The sequence below is a fragment of the Marnyiella aurantia genome (assembly GCF_014041915.1).
Classification (GTDB): domain Bacteria; phylum Bacteroidota; class Bacteroidia; order Flavobacteriales; family Weeksellaceae; genus Marnyiella; species Marnyiella aurantia.
Window position 1 is genome coordinate 1,268,410 of the sequence record NZ_CP059472.1, and the last position, 20,818, is coordinate 1,289,227.

Below are 20,818 nucleotides of genomic sequence, written 5' to 3' on the forward strand. Positions count from 1 at the left end.
AAAATCAGAATTGTTTATCTTTGACTTAAATTAAAAGCATATTTATGGACACTAACGATGGCGGTACCGCCTCGCCGGAACCCGAACCCCAGGTCATTGGCCTTACAGGAGGTATTGGTTCCGGCAAAAGTACAGTAGCAAAATTCATTGAAGAAATGGGTTATCCTGTATACTACTCTGATATCCGGGCAAAGGAAATCGTGAACGACAACCCCGAACTAAAACAGCAGATCATTGGATTACTGGGCCCATCTGCCTACGACAGCGACAGCAGATACAACAGAAAGATCGTAGCAGGTAAGGTTTTCGAAAACGATGCTTTACTGCAGGGCCTGAACAGTCTTATTCATCCAGCGGTACGTAAAGATTTTGAACAGTGGATAGCTCAACAGCATAACAGCTTTATATTTAAAGAAACTGCCTTACTGTTCGAACTGGGACTGGACAAAGAGTGTGCACAGACCATCCTGGTAACTGCCGAGGATAACATCCGGATGAAAAGGGTTATGGACAGGGACGGAAAAACGTACAGGGAAATAGAAGCCATTATGGACAAACAGCTACCGGAAAAGGATAAACTTAAGCTGGCAGATTATATAATCAATAATAACGATGGTCTTGATGAACTGGAAGCCGAAACACGTACTGTATTGGAGCAACTGGAATTAAGCTGATTGTATTACAATAAAATTAAAAGGAGATGATTATGTATCACCTCCTTTTTTTATGTCTTTATTTTTCAGAAATCTGTTCACAATTAAAACTGTTGAACAAAAAAAGCCCTCATTTCTGAGGGCTTGGTTTATGAAGATAAGCTGGTTATTCTTTAATGAATTTCTTCTGTGCAGTATCTCCGTTAGTGTCTGTAATATCTATTACGAATACACCGTTAATCAATTTACTTACGTCAATCTTATTGCCTAAAACTACGCCTGTCTGGATAAGCTGTCCAATTGAGCTGTACACGTTGTACTTGGCGCCATCTTTCACCTTAGTGATAAACAGGGTATTTTTAACAGGGTTAGGATAAACGGTAATCTGATTAGGATCCAAAATATTAGTAGGCATCTGCTTCATGATTCTTACTCTATAGTCTTCAACCTCACCGTTGGCGAATGTTGAACACATCTCAGGAGATCCGTCTCTGCTCATTGCAACTCTCATAACAACATACTTGTCATTAGTAAGGCTAACATAAGCATCTGCCGGTACGGAGAAGGTTCCTGTAACAGGTGTATTCTGGTTAGCCGGAGCGATAAGAATCCTCTCGGAGTTTGAGAATACTCCATCTCTGTTGAAGTCAATCCAAACAGTAACTGCTTCGTTATACTGGGTATTTGCCCATTCCTTGTCTATGGAAATCCTGTTACCGGTAGAACCCTGAACCAGAAGAATGTGTCTGGTTATATCATTCACATAACTTGTATAACCTGATGCATCTGAATCACTGTTCATTTCTGGGCCACCTGCAGGTCGCACGTTAACGTTGGAAATATGTTCAGCTACTGAACTGGCCGCTGTCATATCGCAGTACATCAGGCCAGGAGTTGTAAATACATAAGGATGCGTGAACTGTTGGGTAGTTCCCCCACAAACGTTTGCAATCTGAACTTCATACTGAGTTTCTTCAAACAGTCCAGTAATGATATAGGTATTGGCAGTCAGGTTTTGGGTATTCCATCCGGAAGAACCAACTTTTCGCCATCTCAACACATAGGTTGCCCCTGGATATGCATTCCAGTCTACCTGCGCCTGTGTCATTGTAATATTGGTTACCGTAAGTCCGATCGGCGCCATTTCACAGGTTGGCAATGTAGTAAATACCTGTGGTGTTGTATATGGATTAACCGCACCTGAACATTCTGAAGCAACACGTACTTCATAAGTTGTGTAAGGATTCAAACCTGTTAGCGAATAAGTGGTACCTGTTACGTTAACTGTAGTCCACGTCGCAGCACCTACTTCACGGTACTCCAGTACATAAGAAGCTGTAGGTACAGGATTCCATGAAACTAAAGCACTATTCGGAGTAATTGAAGTAACCGTAAAGTTTGTCGGCGGTTCAGGATCACACTTGGTTTCGAAAGGTACTTCTGTTGGTGCTCCCGGTACGTTGTCACAAAGTGCCACCACCTGAACAATATACTGTGTAGAAGGTACTAAGTTAGGAATGGTATAGGTACCTGTAAGGAAAGTTACAGGAATCTGACCAGTCCAGTTAGCTGCACCTACAGGCTTGTACTGAACGATGTAAGTAGCACCACCCTGATCCGGAGTCCAGGTTACTGTAGCGGAATTATGGGTTATTCCCGAAACCACTACATTCTGAGGAGCTGCATTGTTACATGGAATAGGCTCCACAAGACGTACCGGATAATCTTCAACCTCGCCGAAGTTAAAGGTTCCACAAGCCGTCGGCACAGTGGTAAGTCTGGCAATTACCCTCATTTTGGTATTGTAAGGGCTTGCATAGCCAACTGCAGGCACATCAAAAGTGTCATTAACAGGAGTAATCTGACTGGAAGCTGTATTTAATACAAGTTCAGTAGTTTCAAAGGTTCCGTTTCTGTTAAAGTCGATCCAGGCAGATACTGCTACATTTGATGGAGCGTTTACCCATCCTTTTTCTACTGAAATTATATTATCTGTGGAACCCAAAACAAGAGTTACAAGTTTTGAAGGATCAAAATAATAGTCTGTATAAGTACTAGCTCCGGAATTGTTCACCATCGGTGCACTGATAGGGAATCCTGTTGGTGTCACTGTTACATTCGTAATATGCTCATCAACCGGTGTGGTGGTCGATCCCGCATTACACCAGTTCAATGGCGGTGTTGTAAACTGGAATGGCGCACTAAAGGCTCCCTGAGTTCCATTACAAACATAAGCTACACGGAATTCATAAGTTTTCTGTTCCTGAAGACCATTTAAAATATGGAAACTGGTAACAGGTGCAGGTGCTACAGTAGTCCACGGAGCTGCAGGTGTTGTAACTTCTCTCCATTGCAGCACATAAACTGCTCCTGTAGCAGGCATCCAGGAAAGCGTAGCCGAAGTTGGCCCTAAATTACTGGCCGAAAGGTTTTGAGGCGCAGCTGTGGTACATGGTATAGGTTCTACAAGTTGTACATCATAGTCTTCAACTTCACCCCAGGTGAAAGTGCCGCATGCATTTGGATTGCCGCTTTCCTGAAGAACAACCCTCATCCTTGTTTTCAGAGGTCCCGTATACGCCGTAGGAGGCATCGGCACAGCAAACGTTGCCGTTACCGGAGTTGTTGTATTGGAAGGTGAATTTAATACCCTTTCGTTGGTTTCAAAAGTTCCGTTTCTGTTAAAGTCAATCCAAACTCCAACTCCACCGCTCCACTGAGTGCCGGGCCAGGTTTTAGATACAGAAACTGTATTACCGTTTGTACCCATGATCAAAGTCACAAGACGTGATGGGTCTCCAGCATAACTTATATATTGCGCACCATCTGTTGAATTACTAACCATTGTGGGTGCGCCAATAGGCGCTACAGTAACATTGGAAATATAGAGGTCTACTGTGCTACTTGTGGGATTGGCTGCACAATATGACATTGCGGGTGTAGTAAACTGCACTGGATTAGCAAAAGCTCCCTGAACTGTACCACATATATATGCGACGCGGAATTCATATTGAGTTTGCTCACTTAGCCCTGTCAAAGTATAAGAACTTACTGTTGGAGCTGGAGTTACGGTAGTCCATGCAGCAGCTGGTGTGGTTACCGCTCTCCATTGGAGTACATAAGTTGCACCAGTTGCGGGCATCCAGGAAAGTGTAGCAGTACTAGCGGTTAAATTAGATGCTGTAAGATTCGTTGGTGCCGCGGCTGAACATGCAGGTGGCATAATGAGCTGCACATCATAATCTTCAATTTCGCCCCATGTGAAAGTACCACATGGATTTGGATTACCTCCTTCCTGCAGAACAACTCTCATTCTGGTTTTTAGTGGACCATTGTAAGAAAGTGGCGGCATTGGAACTGCGAAAGTTTGTGAAACCGGCGTCGTTGTATTTGAAGGGGAATTCAAAACTCTTTCAGACGCTTCAAAAGTACCGTTGCGGTTAAAATCGATCCATACACCGGTTCCTGCTGAATAAGTAGAGCCGGTCCATGTTTTTGCAACCGAGACACTGTTACCGGCAGTTCCTATAACCAACTGCACCAGTCTCGCCGGATCATTGGTATAATCTGTATACGCTTGTCCCGTTCCCGTGGAGTTACTTACCATGGTAGGAGCACCCACAGCATTCACAGTAACATTGGAAATATATTCGTAGGTTGTTGTACTTGTTGTACCGATGGTACAATAAGTCAATGACGGTGTTGTAAACTGTACGGGGTTCGAGAAGTTTCCTGGAACGCCGGAACATACGTATGCTACACGGAATTCGTATTGTGTCTGTTCAGTTAATCCCTGTAACAAATGGAAACTCGCGGTTGGAGCCGGTGTTACTGTAGTCCACGGTGCAGCAGGCGTTGTAACAGGTCTCCACTGCAGTATATATGCAGCACCTTGCGCAGGTGTCCAGGAGAGGTTGGCAGTTGTGGTGGTAATACCACTAACGTTAACGGTAGTTGGAGCCGCCGACGTACAAGGTGGCATAGGCTCACTTACGAGCTGTAGTTGTGGAATTGTTGAATACCTACTGCTTGCTGTTGGAGGCGATGCAGGATCTGGATTAACACTATCGCTATAATATAGAATTCCTCTATTGGATCCGGCAGTGTAACTTCCCCAGTTTGCGGTGCAGGAATATCCAGAAGCATTTTCATCAACTGCAATAACAAGGTTGTTTACGCCATCCCAAACAAAAGGTGTAGTTAAGGTTATTTCAACCCAAGTTCCGGCAGTCATATTTGGCAGAGTACCACTGTAAACCTGAGATAACGAAGAATAGGGAACCCAATCTGTGGTCGTAGCAAAGTTGGTCTTATTTGTATTACCCATATAGACCACCCACTGATTGTAGTTGGTCTGCGTTGTTGCTGTAGAATTTACAAAAAATCGGATCTTATTAATGACGGTATTTGTGCCGATAGCACCGGTAAGTTCCGCTGCAGTATACAGTTGTTGGGAATAATTATAACCATAGCATGAGTACACAGGAAGATTTCCCATGCTTGCAGTACCAGAACCGATCTGGCCCGGTGTAAACGGATCTCCGGCTACCCAGGCAGTCTTATCGGACGCTGAACATACAGATCTTACCCACCAGTAGTAAGTGGTTCCGGCTACTAATGGTGTAATATTCGCCGTGGTACCTGGTGTACCAGTTCCTGCAGTCGCTGCCGTAGGGGCGGTATTAACCGTACTATAATAATATTCATACCCTTGCGCAGGCGCAGTAGCAGGTGGAGTCCAACTGATTGTTGCACCAGTTGGTGTTACATTGGACGGTGGCAAAAGAGCAGGAACAAAACATGTAGGAGCCTGCATTACCTGAACCTGATCAAGCAGGATGTCATCGTAAAAATAGGGGTTTGTACCTACATTCTTATCAACTGTAAATCGAAGAGTTACGGTTGCACCTATATAAGAAGCCGGAAGGGGAATACCAACAGTTCTCCACTCATCTAAGTTGGAAGTACTCGCCCAAAGCTGCACCCAGCCTGAACCATCGTTAATATGAAGTTTTAATTCATTATTATCATAAGTAGGAAGAGTACCTGTTGCAGATGTCAGGTGATTTTTGAACCATTCAAACTGAACGAATGGTGCCGTTAGTCCTGTAAGGTTAATTTGTCTAGAAATTAACTCAACGGTATGTTCGTTGTCGTAAGGAGTACTTGCGTCAACCCATGCGTACGTTCCCGCCGGTTTACCGTTATTGGTTGCTCCATAACCAGGTGCTCCACTAAACTTCCACTTAACATTAGCATTTGTGGAAGTGCTTGTTGGATTCTGATTAATCCAGCATGCAGGTAGTGCGCCCGTACTAAAAGGTTCCAGAAAGGGCGCAGCAACAGGAGGACAAGCCTGACCGCTGACCTGTGCTATCCATCCTAAAAGGAAAATTAATAAAAGTTTTTTCATAATAACACTATTTCTATATTATTTACAAATCTAAGATATTTTTAATAGTTAGTATATAAGTTCTTACATTTTTTTATACTTTAATAACGCTTTTCGCTTTTTAGCATTTCCAATCAATAATGACCGTAAATAAGCAGGAACGAAAAAAGCCGCTGCATGAGGTACATACAACGGCCTTCATAAATTGTGAAAATCAATTATTTCTTAATAAACTTCATACTGGTTTTAAAATCACCATCAGTTACACTGATGATATAGTTACCAATAGTAAGACCCGAAACGTTAACCTGGTTACGTTTAATCTGACCACCGCTTACAAGCTGTCCGGCCATATTATGAATCTGGTAAACCGCACGGTCTGAAACCTTTGTAATGTTCAGTACATCAGTAGCAGGGTTAGGGTATATTTTCACTCCGGAATCCTGTACTTCACTTGTAGCCATTGAACCTGTTACTACAACATTGTAATCTTCCACTTCGCCGTAGCCAGGATTAGCACATGGATTAGTAAGGATCGCCCCGGCATTAGATGCGCCGGCAAATATATTTATAACTCTCATCCGAAGAGGCTGCCCTATAACTGCTGTTGTCGGAACAGTGAAGTTAGAAGTAACCACTGATGTGGTGCTTACTGGCGAAGTCATTATTCGTTCTGAATCTTCGAAAGTTCCGTTCATGTTAAAGTCTATCCATGTACTTACCGCGTCAAAATCGGCACCCCCTGATAACCAAGATTTAGTAACTGACAATGTGTACGTATTGCCCTGTACTACATTAATCTGTAAAGCCGGAGTAGCGGTATAATTGGTATACAAACTCGCGGATGAAGTATTATTTACATTGGCCAGTGTTACATTCGAAATATATTCAAACTGAGCATTTTGCGATGCTGCAGGACAATACGTCACTGTAGTTGTCGAAAAAGCTACTGATGGGGAGAAGGGCCCGGGAGTTCCGCTGCAGGTAGCATTAACCTGAACTTCATAATTTGAATTCTGCTGAAGTCCGGAAAGTGTTACCATCGGATTGCTGCTGGTTACCGTAATCCAGGTAGGTGAACCTACAATTCTGTAACGGATTTCATAGGTAGCTCCGTTCATTGCTGTCCAGGTTACAGTTGCACCTGAGCCAGTTACTCCCGATACAGAAACACCGGTAGGAGCAGTTCCGTCACATGCAGCTAGAGGTCCTACCAGAAGTGAACCAACGGCATAAAACACATTATCAATAGCACTTACCCGAACTATTACATTTGAACCTGTAGGAATGCCGGTGAAAACAACATTTTCTGAACCATCATTAGACGTGGAAGCCAAAAGGGTTACCCAAGTGTTGCCGTTATTCGTGGTATAGTCAATCTTTACGTTAGCTACATTATAAGGAGCCGCGTTTGTAGTTGCAACATCCCATGTTAAAGGACCTGCAGTATTATTGAAGCCGGAAACCGATGTTACACGGAAAGGTCCTGCATCACCAACAGCTACACTTTGCTGTGCAAACTGCGTCTGTTGCTGGTTAGACACAGGATGGTTGTCTCGAACTGTTACGCGGAAAGTCTGAGGCCTCGCCACTGTGGATACAGCTTCCCAAAGATTGTTGCTGTTATTCAGAACACCAGCAAGCACAGAAGACAGCCTTGGAAAATATCTGGTTGGACTTGCGGTGGGCGGCATAGACCGGAAAGATGGTCCTGTAGTATTGTTTCCTAAGTTTGCAGCCGTCGTAGCGGTTGAACCGTTATCGAACTGTTCCCAGGTATATGTCATAGGGTTATTCTCTGGGTCTGTTGCTACTGCAGTTAATGCAAATGCAGTCCCCTTTGGAATTGTATAGCTTGGCAGAGCTTGAATAACCGGCGGGTTATTTGTTATATTGGTTTCTACATCGCAGGTCTTGGACATAAGGTTGTTCTGAATCTGCTGGATAGAGATAGCATGAAAGTAAGGGTCAGAATTATTCTGAACGTTTTGATTGGTAATACCTGCATATCCCATTATAGTAGACCCGGATCCCGGTTCCATACTACTTCCACCCCCTTGAATCTGATGGGTAAAAGTATGAGTACCTGCAAGCTGATGTCCCATTTCATGAGCTACATAGTCAATATCAAACGAATCACCCATTGGTTGTCCACTTCCAGGTGAAGTGTAAGCAGAACCTTTTCCATTTGGCTGCGCTATAGTTGGATTAACGCATATACAACCTATACATCCTGCATTGCCGCCGCCACCATTACTTCCGAAAAGGTGTCCTATGTCATAATTTGCATTTCCAACAACATTAGTGAGTGTTTGCTGCAACTGTCCGTTCCAGGCATCCATTCCTCCAGGTGCAGGTGCGTTCCACGCATCATAAGGATCTCCGGCTGGGTTTGTATAAATAAGCTGTGGATAGTTCTGAAGCAACAGCCTTAGCGCCAGATCTTTTTCAAATACAAAATTCACCCTTGTAAGTGTGGCATTCATTTGTGCAAGCGCCTGACTTACACCGCCAAAGAAATTCGTGTATTCTGCTGTAGTAGAAAGTGCCAGTCTTAGGGTACGGAACTTTTTATCCGAAGTTTTGGAAAAATCTGCGGGATTATGCGCAAAGGATGTCGCACTGCTGAACATTTGCTCCATCTGCTTTTTCACCATTGGGCTTTCCTCGGTAGTACAAAGGAAACTTCCGTCTCCCGATTTCCCGGTCTTTGGATGAACTTTAAACAGCGATTTGGATTTGTCTGCCGGAGTTATAAACTGATAATAACCATTAGACTCGATAGATGACTGGAAATCGTCTCCGGCCACACTGAATCTGATCAGTTTTGACGGATCGTCAATACCCACACCGGCATAAGAACCAAGACCGTATTGATCGGCAAGCTCTTTTACCACAACAGGCGCACTGTATACATTAAATCTTTCAGTCTTACCACCCAGTACAGGAATGGAAATTACAACCGGGGAGGCATAATTCCCGGATTCTTCCGCATTGGCCAGCTGGGCCTTAATCTGTTGCAGGTTCAATACATAAAATTCCTCTCTGACCGAGGCGTTTATAACTCTGTCTCCTTTTGGTGGTGCCTTCTTCCACTGTGCAAAAGTGCCGGAAGACAAACCCAGGAGAATCAAAAACGTGAAAAGTTTCTTCATGACTCTATTAAATAATTTGAACAAAATTAATTCTTTTTCACAATTAACCATATGTAAAATAACAAAACTTTGTGATTGCGGTACTACAATTACGTTACAGCTAAAAGTCATGTTTGTGAGAAAGAGTTACGTCAGGCGAGTGGAGAGACCTGCGCTGCTATTAAAATATTTCGGAGCAGAGCAAAAAAAATATCCCCAAATAAATTTGAGGATATTTATACTATTAATAAGAATATTATCTTTTTATAAACTTCACATTTCCTGAGAACTCACCGTCACTCACAGTAATGATATAAGCGCCGGTAGCCAGGCCGGAGACATTCACCTTATTATCCTGAACCTTTCCTTTAGCAACCACCTGTCCTATGGAACTGTAAATGGTATACAAAGCCCGGTTTGAAACTTTTGTCACATTCAGAACATCTTTTGCCGGATTGGGATACACTTCAAACTGTGCCTGAAGTGCTTCAGAAGTTGCCAGGTTTGAACTGAGTTTGAAAATGGTTCTGTCTTCATCTTCGAAAGAACCACCACTGTAAATTACAGTAGTACCATCCTGAGATTTGATATCAAAGTATCCTGCTCCGTAACCACTGTTTATTCCGTCGCCGAAACTGTCAAAAATTTTGAAAGTATAACAGTCATTTAACGGTAAAGTCCATGTCTGGGTTATCAAAGCCGGCATAGTGGGAGATGTGTCTGCGTAGGGACCTCCGGAGTACAGTATGGTACCCGCACCGTTTCTAATTTCCCAGCTTGTTTCATCCCCATAAATATCCTGCTGCAGTCTGAAAACTACAGTTGTGAAAGGATACACCGGAGCACCAAATGCTTTGGTATCAGTATTATTGGTTGCGCGCTGATCAGCAACTCCATTTACTGTCTGTATACTTGCAGATACAGAGGTTAAAACGGTTCCTGTGGGTATAGAAACAGTTACAGTACTGGATTTATCCTGAAGGAGTGAGCCTGTCCAGTTATAGACCTGGTTTGGACCACCGTTAAAGCTGTAATTGATTACCGCAGAAGACAGAGTAGATGTACCTCTGTTATAGATTGTCAGTTTGAATTGGTTTGTTATTATATCGCAACCTGCTCCTGCGCAAACATTTTCAATTTTAACCTCCGCATCGTTTGGGAAAAGTGCAATAGGAACATCCTTTGTAGACGTTTTTAATGAAGCTCTTCTTGGGGAATTGTTCATCACAGCAACTATTCTGGCCTTCTGGTCGTTGGTGAAAATATTCATGCAGAAGTCATTTGTATAATTCATATAATTTCGAACCATATCCAGACCGGGGCTGGACGGGCAGGAATCCTGCAGGTCATTACAATTATACTGCGCATTTCCGGCGCTTGATGAGTTGGGAGTATCATTACAGAAATCATCTACCGTACAGCCACCGTCACCCCAAAGATGTCTAAGCCCAAGAAAGTGGCCTACCTCATGAGTCATTGTCCGTCCCAAGTCAGAGCCCGGCATCAGGTTAAAAGTACCGTCATTAAAATCGGAACTTCCAAATGCCCTGTAACCGGCAACTACACCGTCAGAATTTGCTGCTCCACCGTTGCCCGGCATACCAGCCAGACCTGAACCGCTCGGGAATTGCGCATAACCGAGTAGACCCTGAACTGAAAAGTTTACTGTCCACATATTAAGGTAGGAGTTGGGATCCCAAATTGTCTGCGGTTTCACTTTTACATCCACATCATCCGGGTTCCACGAAGTTTGGCAAAGATTCACACGGTCAATACCGTTGGTCGGATTTCCATTTGGATCCACCTTTGCAAGTGCGAACTGGATCATAATATCTGCACCTACCGGGTCAGTATTATCTCCTCTACTGCCAAAAACCTTGCGGTAATCATTATTCATAGCCGTGATCTGAGAGATCACCTGGTTATCACTGATATTAGCCTGAAATCCTACCGGCTGACCGCTGTGGATAACGTGAACAACAACGGGGATTGTGATAATTCCGTTATTTTGCGATTTATCCATTTTTGCTTTCTCCACCAATGGCGCCAGCCAGGCTTCGAACTGTGCGTCAGTCATTCTTCCCGGATCCTGAGCCTGAAGCCTTGCCTCGTACTCTGTAGATGCACACTTTACCACTGCCGGATTTTCCTGTATTTCATTATTGGTGTATTTTTTGCCAAAAATAACTACATCTGAATCAGCTTTTGTGCGCGTTTGAGCTTCCGCAGTGGACACACCCAGAAAAAACGCCGACAGAAAAATTGATTTCAGTAAAGACCTTTTACTCATAATTAGTTGTACTTTTATCAAATATTAAATTTATTTTAAAGATTTGCGAAAATACAGATTATTTTTAATTCAGGGATCAATAATTTAAAATAAAGCGATATTACATGAATATTTATTATAAAATAAAGAAAATTATGACTTACCTAAAAACCGGCCTGCTGCTGACTCTTTCTTTTATAACCCTGCAGTGCAGTGCCCAGAAAAAGGTTGATAAAAAGAATCACACTGCCTTAAGCAGTGCCGTTACTAAAATGAATATCCAGAAAATTGTACTGGAGGAAATGACCCGGGGATCACGCAGGATGGTTACGATTACTCCTACATCGAAAATCGTGGAAGTGAACAGACAGGTAAAACAGGTAGCTACTCAGACTGCGGAATGGACCGCGATACTTGAGAATTTGTCGGCTGAAAAACTTTCGCGCCTGGAAACATTTGAAGCACCAACTACAAAACGTTATTATGACGGTGCCTTTTCGGCAGACATTAAAATTACTGCAGGAGATAAAGTTTACACCAGCCAAAGTTTTGATTCGGGCACTCCACCGAATGAAATTTCCGAATTCTACTTCTCAGTTGCCAAAAACTTTAAAGACAGATAAATTAAAACGAATAAGCAATATTCCACATATAACCCATATTGAATTTCCCGGAACTTCTGCCGAAGCCGGGAATAATCATAGGTTTAATATCTTCCTGCGTAGTAGAGTACAGAACATATTTGGGCTGTACATTTACATCAATGTAGAAATTACTGTCGAATAACTGTACCCTACCACCTGCGTGGCCTTCAATCCAATAAGAAGATTGTGCCGATGATGGAAAAGCAACAGATGATGTGCTTCCTCCAAAACCGCGTACCGGAACAGCACGGTATTCCTGAGTGTAAAAAGATGCAGCTGCTTTTCCGCCAACGTAAAAACCGTTGAGAGGATTTTCAGGATCTTTCATCAACCTATATAATGTACCTATTTTAACAAACGGTCCGTTCACCTCAGCATCGTATCCGTTCTTTATATAAATGTTTTTCTCAAAACCTGCATCCGCTACGGCATGCAGTTCGCGGTTCAGTCGGGAAGATACAAAGCCCTGGAATACCTGACGGTCCGTGAAAAAGGAAAGTCCCGCACTAAGCACATCAACCCCAACCACAAAATTCGGACTGTATTTCCACTTTGACTTCTCAGCTGGTGCAATCTCCTGTGCAGAAATACCAATAAACAGAAGGCTAAAAAAGTAGGAAAAGGTGAGTTTTGCTTTCATTTACTATTTCATTTTGGGCAGTTTCAACGGCTAATACAGGATTCGGGGCCTGCAAAGTGGCAGAAAGACCTGTATAAAGTCGTCTTATACCGCACGCAGGGGATACATATTCTGAAGTTGTAGTATAGTTCAACCTAATCTGTGATAAATTGCCGGTACTGGACGTGGCCACATAGATGTCCGTAAAAGGAACATCTTCTACCCTCAGCGGAAGCATGAGGGAATCTGTGGCTACCGTATTCTGCACCACAGCTACGGGACCGGCACCATAATCCACCGCCACAAATACGGAATCCAGCGTTCGCGGCTTTCCGGTTGCAAACGTTTTAAATTTGATTTTTACCTGGGGTGTACCTTCCCCATCCGTGCAGATATCATCGTCTGTACTACAAGAGAAGAACAAAAACAGAGACGTCAGCAATGTAAGGAAGATTTTCATTTAGCTCCGGGGGTTAAGTGCCTTCTCCAAACGGTACAGAAGATCATCATAGTGATACTTGGTTAAAGCGTCACTTGCTGTCTTTGTCTTCAGTTCATTTTTCAGTTCATTCAGTACGCCACGCACAATAGCTTTAACATCTGAGTTGTCTGATACAGCTACCGACCTGCCGGGTCTGCCGGAACCGGATGTAGGTTTGCTGTTCAGCAGTGAGAGCATTGACTCCACGTAATTACGCTGAAAATTTCTGCGGTACAAATCGGTTTTCCCACTGAATATCTCAGCTTTAAGGTCATTCATATATTCTGCCACCGGATATGCATTCTGCTCAGTAGCCTGCGTTTGGTACATCATCTGCAAAACACTCGCACTAAGAATCCTGTTAAGGACAGTATTCTGAAGACGCTCCACTACTTCCACAGGAGATGTTCCCGTTTTCTCAAATATCTCATTTCTTACAAGCCACTGGGGAGTTTCGAAAATGTTTGTGCTGAGAAATTTCAGTGCTTCCTTCTGGTCTTTTCGGGAAACGGCTTCATACACGGCACCTTTTTGTTCTATCGTTTTAGGTGTTTCCATCTGTCCTCCAATGTATTTTGACACATGACCCAAATATCTGCTGAACTGTGTAGTTACCTGATCATACATCGTGCTCAGGTCACTGTAACCTTCATTAGGAGTAGCGGTCCAGTTGTCAAGGTTCTTCACGATGCGTCCGAGGTTCTTAATTCCATAGGTTCCTGCCAGCATGGGATTGTCGCCTATCTGCTCACTCTGCAAACGCGGATCAAATGGGTTGCTTTCGGTACCGAACCAAAGCCTTGGATCCTTCATCTTATCCATCACCCATTTGTTCAGGTGTTCTTTTTCTTTTTCAGGCGAATTATACTGATAGAAACGGCGGTAGCCCCACTCTATAGCCCAGTTATCATAATCGCCGATACGCGGCATTATGCCACTGTCCGGAATTCTGTCTTCAGGCTGCGCCACATAGTTGAACCTGGCGTAATCCATAATGGAGGGAGTATGACCGTTTTTCTCCAGCCAGTTTTTATCTCTGAGTTTTTCTACCGGTACCGCGGCACTTGATATGAAGTTGTGTCTCAGTCCCAAAGTGTGACCTACCTCATGAGCTGAAACAAAACGGATCAGTTCGCCCATGAGTTCATCATCAAAATTCATCCTGCGTGCACGTTCATCATTTGGTGAAGCCTGAATGAAATACCAGTTACGCAGCAGGTTCATTACATTATGATACCAGTTGATGTGGCTTTCCAGAATCTCACCGGTACGCGGGTCCGAGATTGAAGGGCCTGACGCATTTGGTACATCTGAAGGCTTGTAAACAATAGCTGAGAAACGCGCGTCTTCCAGACTCCATTCCGGATCTTCTCTGGCATTTGGAATTTTCGCATAAACTGCGTTCTTAAAACCGGCTTTCTCAAAAGCCTTCTGCCAGTCGTTAACACCCTGCATCAGGTAAGGCACCCATTTCTTCGGTGTTGCAGGGTCTATGTAGAATACAATTGGTTTTGCAGGTTCCACCAACTCGCCTCTCTTATACTTTTCCAGATCCTGAGGTTTTGGCTCCAGCCGCCATCTCTTGATCAGTGAAATCCTTTTTACTCCCTGCGGATCCAGATCGAAGTCTGTATAGCCAACAGTAAAATAACCAACTCTCGGGTCAAAGTATCTGGCCTGCATCTTATTTTCAGGAAGCATTACGAGAGATGAGTTAATTTCCACCGTGTAATTTCCGCTTACTGTAGGCTTTTCTACGCCCGGTGGAAATGTGACATCGCCCAGTGTACGCGCAAAAGTCTTGGTCGTATTTATTTCCAGATTGTTCGGGAAAGACTTTATGAAGTTGATAAATGATTTATCTTTTTGGAAAGCTCCTACTTTAAACCTCTTCTTCATGCCTGCGTCAAATGAAACCAGTTCATTATCCGCATTTACCAGATCGGTAACCTCTACAACGAATGACTTTTTATCCTTTCCGTAAGCTTTGATGTCGAAGGCGTGAATAATTGCCTGCATATTGTTCCGCATCACCGAATTATACATCTGAGATGTTGAGTCAGAGGCGTAGTCAGCATAGGAAATTGAGCGCACAAAAAGCTTATCCTGCGGACCTTTTTCAAAAGTGATCAGGTTTTGGGCAATCTGGTCGCCGGCATAACCAGTGGTTCCGGAACGCATACCGGCAGCCGCCTTGGTAAGACGGGTAACCAGAAGAAATTCTTTTGCAAGTACCTTTTCCGGAATTTCGAAATAATACTTTTCTTCAACCTTATGAACGGTGATGGCCCCGGCATCCGAAATGGCTTTGGCAGTAATAACGTCCTTATATGGCTTTACAGTTTCTTTCTTTTTGTCCTTGGCAGCGGTATCCGGCTTCTTTACGGTGGCCGTGTCTGTCTTTACAACCAGGGTGTCGCGTTCCTGGGCAGCTGAAAATGAAAAGGCTGAAGTTACAAGGGTGAGTATGAAGAAGTTCTTAAGAATCATTAAATTTTATATTTGGCTAAAGATAGAAAATTATACTAAGACGGACCGGCATCCTTTAGTCCTCAGTGAATGCAGTTATATGCGCTCCAACAGTGCGATATTCTCTACATGGTGCGTCTGCGGGAACATATCCACCGGCAGGATCTTTACCAGGCGGTACTGATCCTTCATCAAAGCAAGATCGCGGGCCTGGGTGGCAGAATTGCAGCTTACATACACAATACGCTGAGGAGCAAGTTTCAGGATCTGCTCCACCACCTTCTGGTGCATACCGTCGCGCGGCGGATCGGTGATGAGCACATCTGCCGGTGGATGATTGGCCAGGAATTCATCATTGAAGATATCCTTCATATCGCCACAGTAGAAGGTACAGTTTGAAAGACCGTTCAGTTCGGCGTGCTCCTTTGCCGCGGCAATAGCTTCGGGTACCGACTCGATGCCGATAACCTGTTTTGCGTTGCGTGCAACATACTGGGCAATAGTTCCGGTCCCTGTGTAAAGGTCATAAACGACTTCATGACCCTGCACGTCGGCAAACTCCAGCGTTTTGCGGTACAGCTCCAGCGCCTGACGGTAATTGGTCTGGAAAAAGGATTTGGGTCCGATCTTAAATTTCAGGCCGTCCATTTCCTCCATCAGGAAACCGTCGCCGGAATAGATAATCACTTCCTGATCGTAAATGGAGTCGTTCTGTTTGCTGTTTATTGTATAAACCAAAGTTTTAATTTGGGGGAATTCCTTCAGCAAAAATTCAAAAAGTTTCTCCCGGTTTTCCTTTTCTTCGCGGAAGAGCTGGAAAAGCACCATCCACTCTCCCATTGAATTCTGGCGCAGCATTAAAGTGCGCAGAAAGCCCTGCTGACTTTTTACATCAAAAAAATCCAGACCGTTGACAGCGGCATAGTTGCGGACTGCCAACCGGATGTCGTTGGAAGGTGGTTCCTGAAGCCAGCATTCCTTAAGGTCCAGGATTTTGCTCCACATGCCGGGAATATGAAAGCCAAGTGCATCGCGGCTGCCGAAATTCTCCTCGGAACTGATTTCAAACTGGGTCAGCCAACGGGCGTTGGAGAATGAAAACTCCATTTTGTTGCGGTAAAAGTATTGCTCCGCACTGCCCAGGATAGGGAGGGTTTCAAAGTCCTCAATGCCACCAATCCTTTTAATATGGTTAAAGACCTCATCCTGTTTAATGTCCAGTTGCTTTTCGTAGGAAAGATTCTGCCACTTGCAGCCGCCGCATACGCCGAAATGGATGCACTTGGGTTCCACGCGGAAAGGCGAACGTTCCAGTATTTCTACGGTTTCGGCTTCAAAGTAATTGGATTTCGCTTTTTTCACGCGCGCGTTTACGCGGTCGCCAGGAACTGCGCCCGACACGAGCACGGTTTTGCCCTCTGCGGTACGGCCTATAGCAACGCCTTTGGCACCTGCGGAAACAAGCTGAATATTTTCGAGTATCTGATTTTTTCTTCTGTTTTTAGACATGCAGCAAAAGTACGCTTTTGGAATAAAAAAACCGCCGGCCGGAAGAAAGGTTATCACAAGTGTCTTTCTCTCATTCTTGGTAAAAGTTAGAGGTTTACTATTTCTATACCCTATTGCTCCGAAGAACTCATGGTAAAAACGTGTCACAAAGAGTCCAGCGGGCTTTTGATCTGCGCTTTGGAAAGGTCGGTAACGTGTGTATAGATTTGGGTGGTCTTAAGGGAACTGTGCCCCAGGAGATCCTGGATGAATCGAATGTCGGTGCCGGTTTCCAGCAGATGGGTGGCAAAGCTGTGGCGCAGACCATGGATGCCTATTTTTTTCTTTATTCCGGCTTTCTCCAGGGCTTTTTTAAAGACGGCCTGTACCGACCGCGCAGCATACGCAGCGCCCGCCTGCCCTTCAAAAAGGTAGACTTTGGGCTGGTACACCAGGTAGTAGTTCCGCATATCGGTTAGCAGGCTTTCCGGCAAGAGCGTCAGGCGGTCTTTTTTACCTTTTCCCTGTTCTATTCGCACGAGTTTTTGGCTGCTGTCAATATCTCTAAGTTTAAGCGCGACAACCTCGCTTACCCGCAGGCCAATCCCATAGCACACCTGGAGCATTAGGCGGTGTTTGGGGTTTTCAGTTACTTCAATAATTTTCCGGACTTCTGTTTTGGTGAGCATTTTTGGAAGGGCCTGCTTCTTTTTAGGCCGCGGTATGTCAATAAACATACGTTCACGGTGCAGTACCTGTTCGAAATAGAATTTCACAGCATTGATGCGGGTGTGAATTTCGCTTTCGGAAAGCTTAAGTTTCCCGTGGCAGTACAGGAAGTAGGCGCGCAGCCGCTCCGGGGTAAGGTCTTTCACAGGATGACTTTTGAGAACATAAAGCAGTTGAGCAAATGCGGTGCTGTAGGTGCGGGCGGTATTCGGGCTGTAACCCTTAAGCAGAAGGTGCTCCTGGAAGCGTTTGTATTCCGGAAGATTGAGGAGATGAATTTGGGTGAGTACCGCTTTTCCGGTAATTTGCAGGGGCATATTGAACAGCTGGCGGTGGTAGCGGTTATCAGTCACATACCATTTTTTATTGGTGGCCGACCAGCGTGCCTTGGTGTGCGACCGCAGACAGGCAATCATTTCAGCGTTTTTTTCGAACTGGATCCATATCACATTTTTCCCCTCATGGGTACCTTCGAAAAAGCGATATCTTTTGTCTGAAAAGTCCATATACCCTATGCGCATTTTGGATATGTTAATATTTCCAAAAAAACCGGGTTATTCAATCGTTACAATATAAAATGCGCACTTCAAATATAAGCATAAAGCTGTAATATTCCGATAGTTATTGGAGTATATTGATTTTTTAACAAAAAACTTTAGGACATCAGATAATATACATATATTTACGTGTTATCTGCCATTTTATCAAGTGTGCGTTGGAACAAAATTGAAGCTGAAAATAAAAATCTAATTCGTAAAATGAATTTTGAAAATCCTCTTTTTCTTTTACCGATTTTAGTTGGGCCAATTTTTATGATTGCAGGAATTGTAATGTTATTATTTCCTCCGAAAAAAATTAATTATTTGTATGGTTATCGGACAAAGAATTCAATGAAAAACATTAACAATTGGAATTTTGCCCAAAATTACTCTGCTAAAATTATGATTTGGTCAGGCTTTGTTTTTTCTTTGACTTCATTAATTGGAATTAATATTAAAGGAAATGAATTTATTCAGTTGATTATTGCGTTATGTTTAATGTTTTTATTGTGCGCAATTATCTTCTATCTGACTGAAAGAAAATTGAGACAAAAATTTGAATAAAAACGGCAGATAACATCGTATTGGCAATAGTGCGGAGGAATCGCTAGTTTAACGATTTTAGATTTTCCGAAGATTAGTTAATAATAGAAAGTTTCCGCGTTAAAGCCGCACCATCGCCAATACGCAAACCGTTAGCTGCAAGTTTATTACGTAACACTTTTTAAAACAAAAAATGAAAAAATTTAAACGATTTTTTTTGACACTATTATTTTTGGGAATTTTATATTTTCTAACTTCTTATTCAACTGAAAGTAAAAAATATGAAATACTAAACGAAATATTTACAGATACAGAATTCAAACCTGAAAAGATTTGTATAATAAAAGAGAGTACCGATTTTGATAAAGAAATTTTTAACGAATTTGAATTTTACGACTTACTTTCAGTTTACAGTCAATTTGCAAATCAAAGTGCCAAAACAGATTTAAAAATAGATGACAAAATTCAAGAAAATAAAATTTCTGACACAAAAATAATTACGGATTGTAGTACTAAAATAAAAAAAATAAAAATAGATGAAAAAACTGAAAGATGGGGAACAAATTCAAATGCACAAATCTCACTGCCAGTCTTATCAATTGATAAAAAAACTGCAATAATTCAAATTAGTAATAATTGTGGAATGTTGTGTGGCGACACACATCTTTTCGTTTTCAAAAAAATCAATGGAAAATGGAAAGTAATAAATAAAAAAATGCTTAGAATAAGTTAGAAAAAAACCTGCAGCTAACAAGGGTTTTGCGTCAGGCGGGCTGAAGTGCAAAATTCAACGGTAGTTTTTCAATTAAATTTTAGTAATAATATCAGCTTTTGTGCTTCGAAATCCCGCCCGAACGCAAAGCCCCGAAACGATGTGCAAAAGTTTCCGCTCCGCTCCAACTTTTGCACATCGAAGCGCGGATTACATCCGCAGCTGTGTCAAAGCGTTTTCGCTGTCGCAAAAACCTTCAACACATCTGCGGATTGGCAAAATTCCCTCAGGAAAGCAAGCTTTCAGAGGAAACTTCGCCAATCCGCGCTTCGTTGGCCACAATTATAAAAAACTGACAGACAATGGATATACTTAATTTGATAGTTGGATTATTCATGATTGGGATTGGATTTTTAGTTAAATCCGCACCCGAATTGATTGCGGGATATAACACTATGCCCAAAGACAAAAAGAAAAATGTTGACATTGAAGGTTTATCGACTTTTATGCGCAATGGATTAATCATTATAGGATTGTCAATTATAATCGGATATTATTTATTCAAATGGATTGGTTTTACAATGATTGCCAATTCAATGATTTTGATAGTGACTTTAGTCGGGGTAACAATTTTGGTTATAAATGCTCAGAAATTTGACAAAAACAAGACTAAGAAATCTAAACTGACATATTTTATTCTTGGATTGGTATTTTTATTCGTGATTGGGGTAATAACTTATGGATTTATCCCTTCAAAGACAATTTACGATAATGATACGATTCGATTTTCAGGAATGTACGGATTTGATATAAGTATTGGCGAAATTGATAATGTTGAGCTTTCTAATGAATTACCGACAATTAAAATGCGGACTAATGGATTTAGTTTCGGTAATATCAAAAAAGGGTTTTTCAAGCTTGATAAATTTGGCAAAAGTAGATTGTTAATTCATTCTGATTTATTTCCATATTTGATAATGACCAAAAATAATGGGGACAAAATTATCATCAATTTCAAAGATAAAATTGAAACAGAAAAGACATTCAACAAGATTAAAACAATGATAGACAAATAAATAACTGTGGCCAACACACAATATAGCCAATAAGGGTTTCAGAGGTATGCGAAGGTTTGTAGCCCGCTTC

13 protein-coding genes are annotated in these 20,818 nt (G+C 42.7%); 5 read left to right on the forward strand and 8 right to left on the reverse strand.

All coding sequences use genetic code 11. The features are described 5' to 3' along the window. Positions 1-44: 44 nt before the first annotated feature. A complete protein-coding gene (gene coaE / locus H1R16_RS05825; protein ID WP_181887985.1) occupies positions 45-674 on the forward strand; it encodes a dephospho-CoA kinase in 630 nt (209 codons plus the stop codon). A gap of 145 nt (positions 675-819) precedes the next feature. On the opposite strand, the gene H1R16_RS05830 is transcribed toward coaE, so the two are convergent. The 3 genes from H1R16_RS05830 to H1R16_RS05840 form a co-directional block, all read right to left on the reverse strand. Next, positions 820-6,066: a GEVED domain-containing protein gene (locus H1R16_RS05830; protein WP_181887986.1), complete on the reverse strand. Its 5,247-nt coding sequence runs from the start codon at positions 6,064-6,066 to the stop codon at positions 820-822. Between the two features lie 197 nt (positions 6,067-6,263). Next, positions 6,264-9,200, reverse strand: a complete 2,937-nt coding sequence (locus H1R16_RS05835) for a reprolysin-like metallopeptidase (protein ID WP_181887987.1) — start codon at positions 9,198-9,200, stop codon at positions 6,264-6,266. A gap of 235 nt (positions 9,201-9,435) precedes the next feature. Further along, positions 9,436-11,469, reverse strand: a complete 2,034-nt coding sequence (locus tag H1R16_RS05840) for a M43 family zinc metalloprotease (RefSeq protein ID WP_181887988.1) — start codon at positions 11,467-11,469, stop codon at positions 9,436-9,438. Between the two features lie 134 nt (positions 11,470-11,603). Between H1R16_RS05840 and H1R16_RS05845 the strand changes: the two genes are divergently transcribed. Next, positions 11,604-12,071, forward strand: a complete 468-nt coding sequence (locus tag H1R16_RS05845; RefSeq protein WP_181887989.1) for a hypothetical protein — start codon at positions 11,604-11,606, stop codon at positions 12,069-12,071. A 1-nt stretch (position 12,072) separates the two neighbouring features. Here H1R16_RS05845 and H1R16_RS05850 read toward each other — a convergent pair whose 3' ends face one another. The 5 genes from H1R16_RS05850 to H1R16_RS05870 all read right to left on the reverse strand — a co-directional run bounded on the left by H1R16_RS05850 (position 12,073) and on the right by H1R16_RS05870 (position 18,384). Further along, entirely contained in the window at positions 12,073-12,732 is a 660-nt protein-coding gene (locus tag H1R16_RS05850; protein WP_181887990.1) for a DUF6048 family protein, read from the reverse strand. Beyond that, on the reverse strand, positions 12,698-13,171 hold the full coding sequence (locus tag H1R16_RS05855) for a DUF6452 family protein (protein ID WP_181887991.1): 474 nt from the start codon (positions 13,169-13,171) through the stop codon (positions 12,698-12,700). The genes H1R16_RS05850 and H1R16_RS05855 overlap by 35 nt, the downstream gene beginning before the upstream one ends. After that, the gene (locus H1R16_RS05860) at positions 13,172-15,682 is read right to left on the reverse strand and encodes a zinc-dependent metalloprotease (protein WP_181887992.1); all 2,511 of its coding nucleotides are present in this window, start codon (positions 15,680-15,682) and stop codon (positions 13,172-13,174) included. It lies immediately after the preceding gene. A gap of 75 nt (positions 15,683-15,757) precedes the next feature. Continuing rightward, entirely contained in the window at positions 15,758-17,170 is a 1,413-nt protein-coding gene (gene rlmD, locus H1R16_RS05865) for a 23S rRNA (uracil(1939)-C(5))-methyltransferase RlmD (protein WP_181887993.1), read from the reverse strand. 143 nt (positions 17,171-17,313) lie between these two features. Continuing rightward, a complete protein-coding gene (locus H1R16_RS05870; RefSeq protein ID WP_181888000.1) occupies positions 17,314-18,384 on the reverse strand; it encodes a tyrosine-type recombinase/integrase in 1,071 nt (356 codons plus the stop codon). A 180-nt stretch (positions 18,385-18,564) separates the two neighbouring features. Here H1R16_RS05870 and H1R16_RS05875 point away from each other — a divergent pair, with 180 nt between their 5' ends. From H1R16_RS05875 to H1R16_RS05885, 3 genes are all read left to right on the forward strand, one after another. Then, positions 18,565-18,981 carry an SdpI family protein gene (locus H1R16_RS05875; protein ID WP_181887994.1) on the forward strand — a complete coding sequence of 139 codons (417 nt, stop codon included), beginning with the start codon at positions 18,565-18,567 and terminating at the stop codon, positions 18,979-18,981. A 172-nt stretch (positions 18,982-19,153) separates the two neighbouring features. Continuing rightward, positions 19,154-19,693 carry a hypothetical protein gene (locus tag H1R16_RS05880; protein ID WP_181887995.1) on the forward strand — a complete coding sequence of 180 codons (540 nt, stop codon included), beginning with the start codon at positions 19,154-19,156 and terminating at the stop codon, positions 19,691-19,693. Between the two features lie 341 nt (positions 19,694-20,034). After that, the gene (locus H1R16_RS05885; protein ID WP_181888007.1) at positions 20,035-20,748 is read left to right on the forward strand and encodes a DUF3784 domain-containing protein; all 714 of its coding nucleotides are present in this window, start codon (positions 20,035-20,037) and stop codon (positions 20,746-20,748) included. Positions 20,749-20,818 lie beyond the last annotated feature (70 nt).

Bases quoted from the DNA above. Each gene is read 5' to 3' on its own strand.
- H1R16_RS05855 (WP_181887991.1), bottom strand. From the start codon at position 13,171: ATGAAAATCTTCCTTACATTGCTGACGTCTCTGTTTTTGTTCTTCTCT.
- H1R16_RS05840 (WP_181887988.1), bottom strand. From the start codon at position 11,469: ATGAGTAAAAGGTCTTTACTGAAATCAATTTTTCTGTCGGCGTTTTTT.
- H1R16_RS05830 (WP_181887986.1), bottom strand. From the start codon at position 6,066: ATGAAAAAACTTTTATTAATTTTCCTTTTAGGATGGATAGCACAGGTC.
- coaE (WP_181887985.1), top strand. From the start codon at position 45: ATGGACACTAACGATGGCGGTACCGCCTCGCCGGAACCCGAACCCCAG.
- H1R16_RS05835 (WP_181887987.1), bottom strand. From the start codon at position 9,200: ATGAAGAAACTTTTCACGTTTTTGATTCTCCTGGGTTTGTCTTCCGGC.
- H1R16_RS05850 (WP_181887990.1), bottom strand. From the start codon at position 12,732: ATGAAAGCAAAACTCACCTTTTCCTACTTTTTTAGCCTTCTGTTTATT.
- H1R16_RS05860 (WP_181887992.1), bottom strand. From the start codon at position 15,682: ATGATTCTTAAGAACTTCTTCATACTCACCCTTGTAACTTCAGCCTTT.
- H1R16_RS05880 (WP_181887995.1), top strand. From the start codon at position 19,154: ATGAAAAAATTTAAACGATTTTTTTTGACACTATTATTTTTGGGAATT.
- rlmD (WP_181887993.1), bottom strand. From the start codon at position 17,170: ATGTCTAAAAACAGAAGAAAAAATCAGATACTCGAAAATATTCAGCTT.
- H1R16_RS05870 (WP_181888000.1), bottom strand. From the start codon at position 18,384: ATGGACTTTTCAGACAAAAGATATCGCTTTTTCGAAGGTACCCATGAG.
- H1R16_RS05885 (WP_181888007.1), top strand. From the start codon at position 20,035: ATGGATATACTTAATTTGATAGTTGGATTATTCATGATTGGGATTGGA.
- H1R16_RS05845 (WP_181887989.1), top strand. From the start codon at position 11,604: ATGACTTACCTAAAAACCGGCCTGCTGCTGACTCTTTCTTTTATAACC.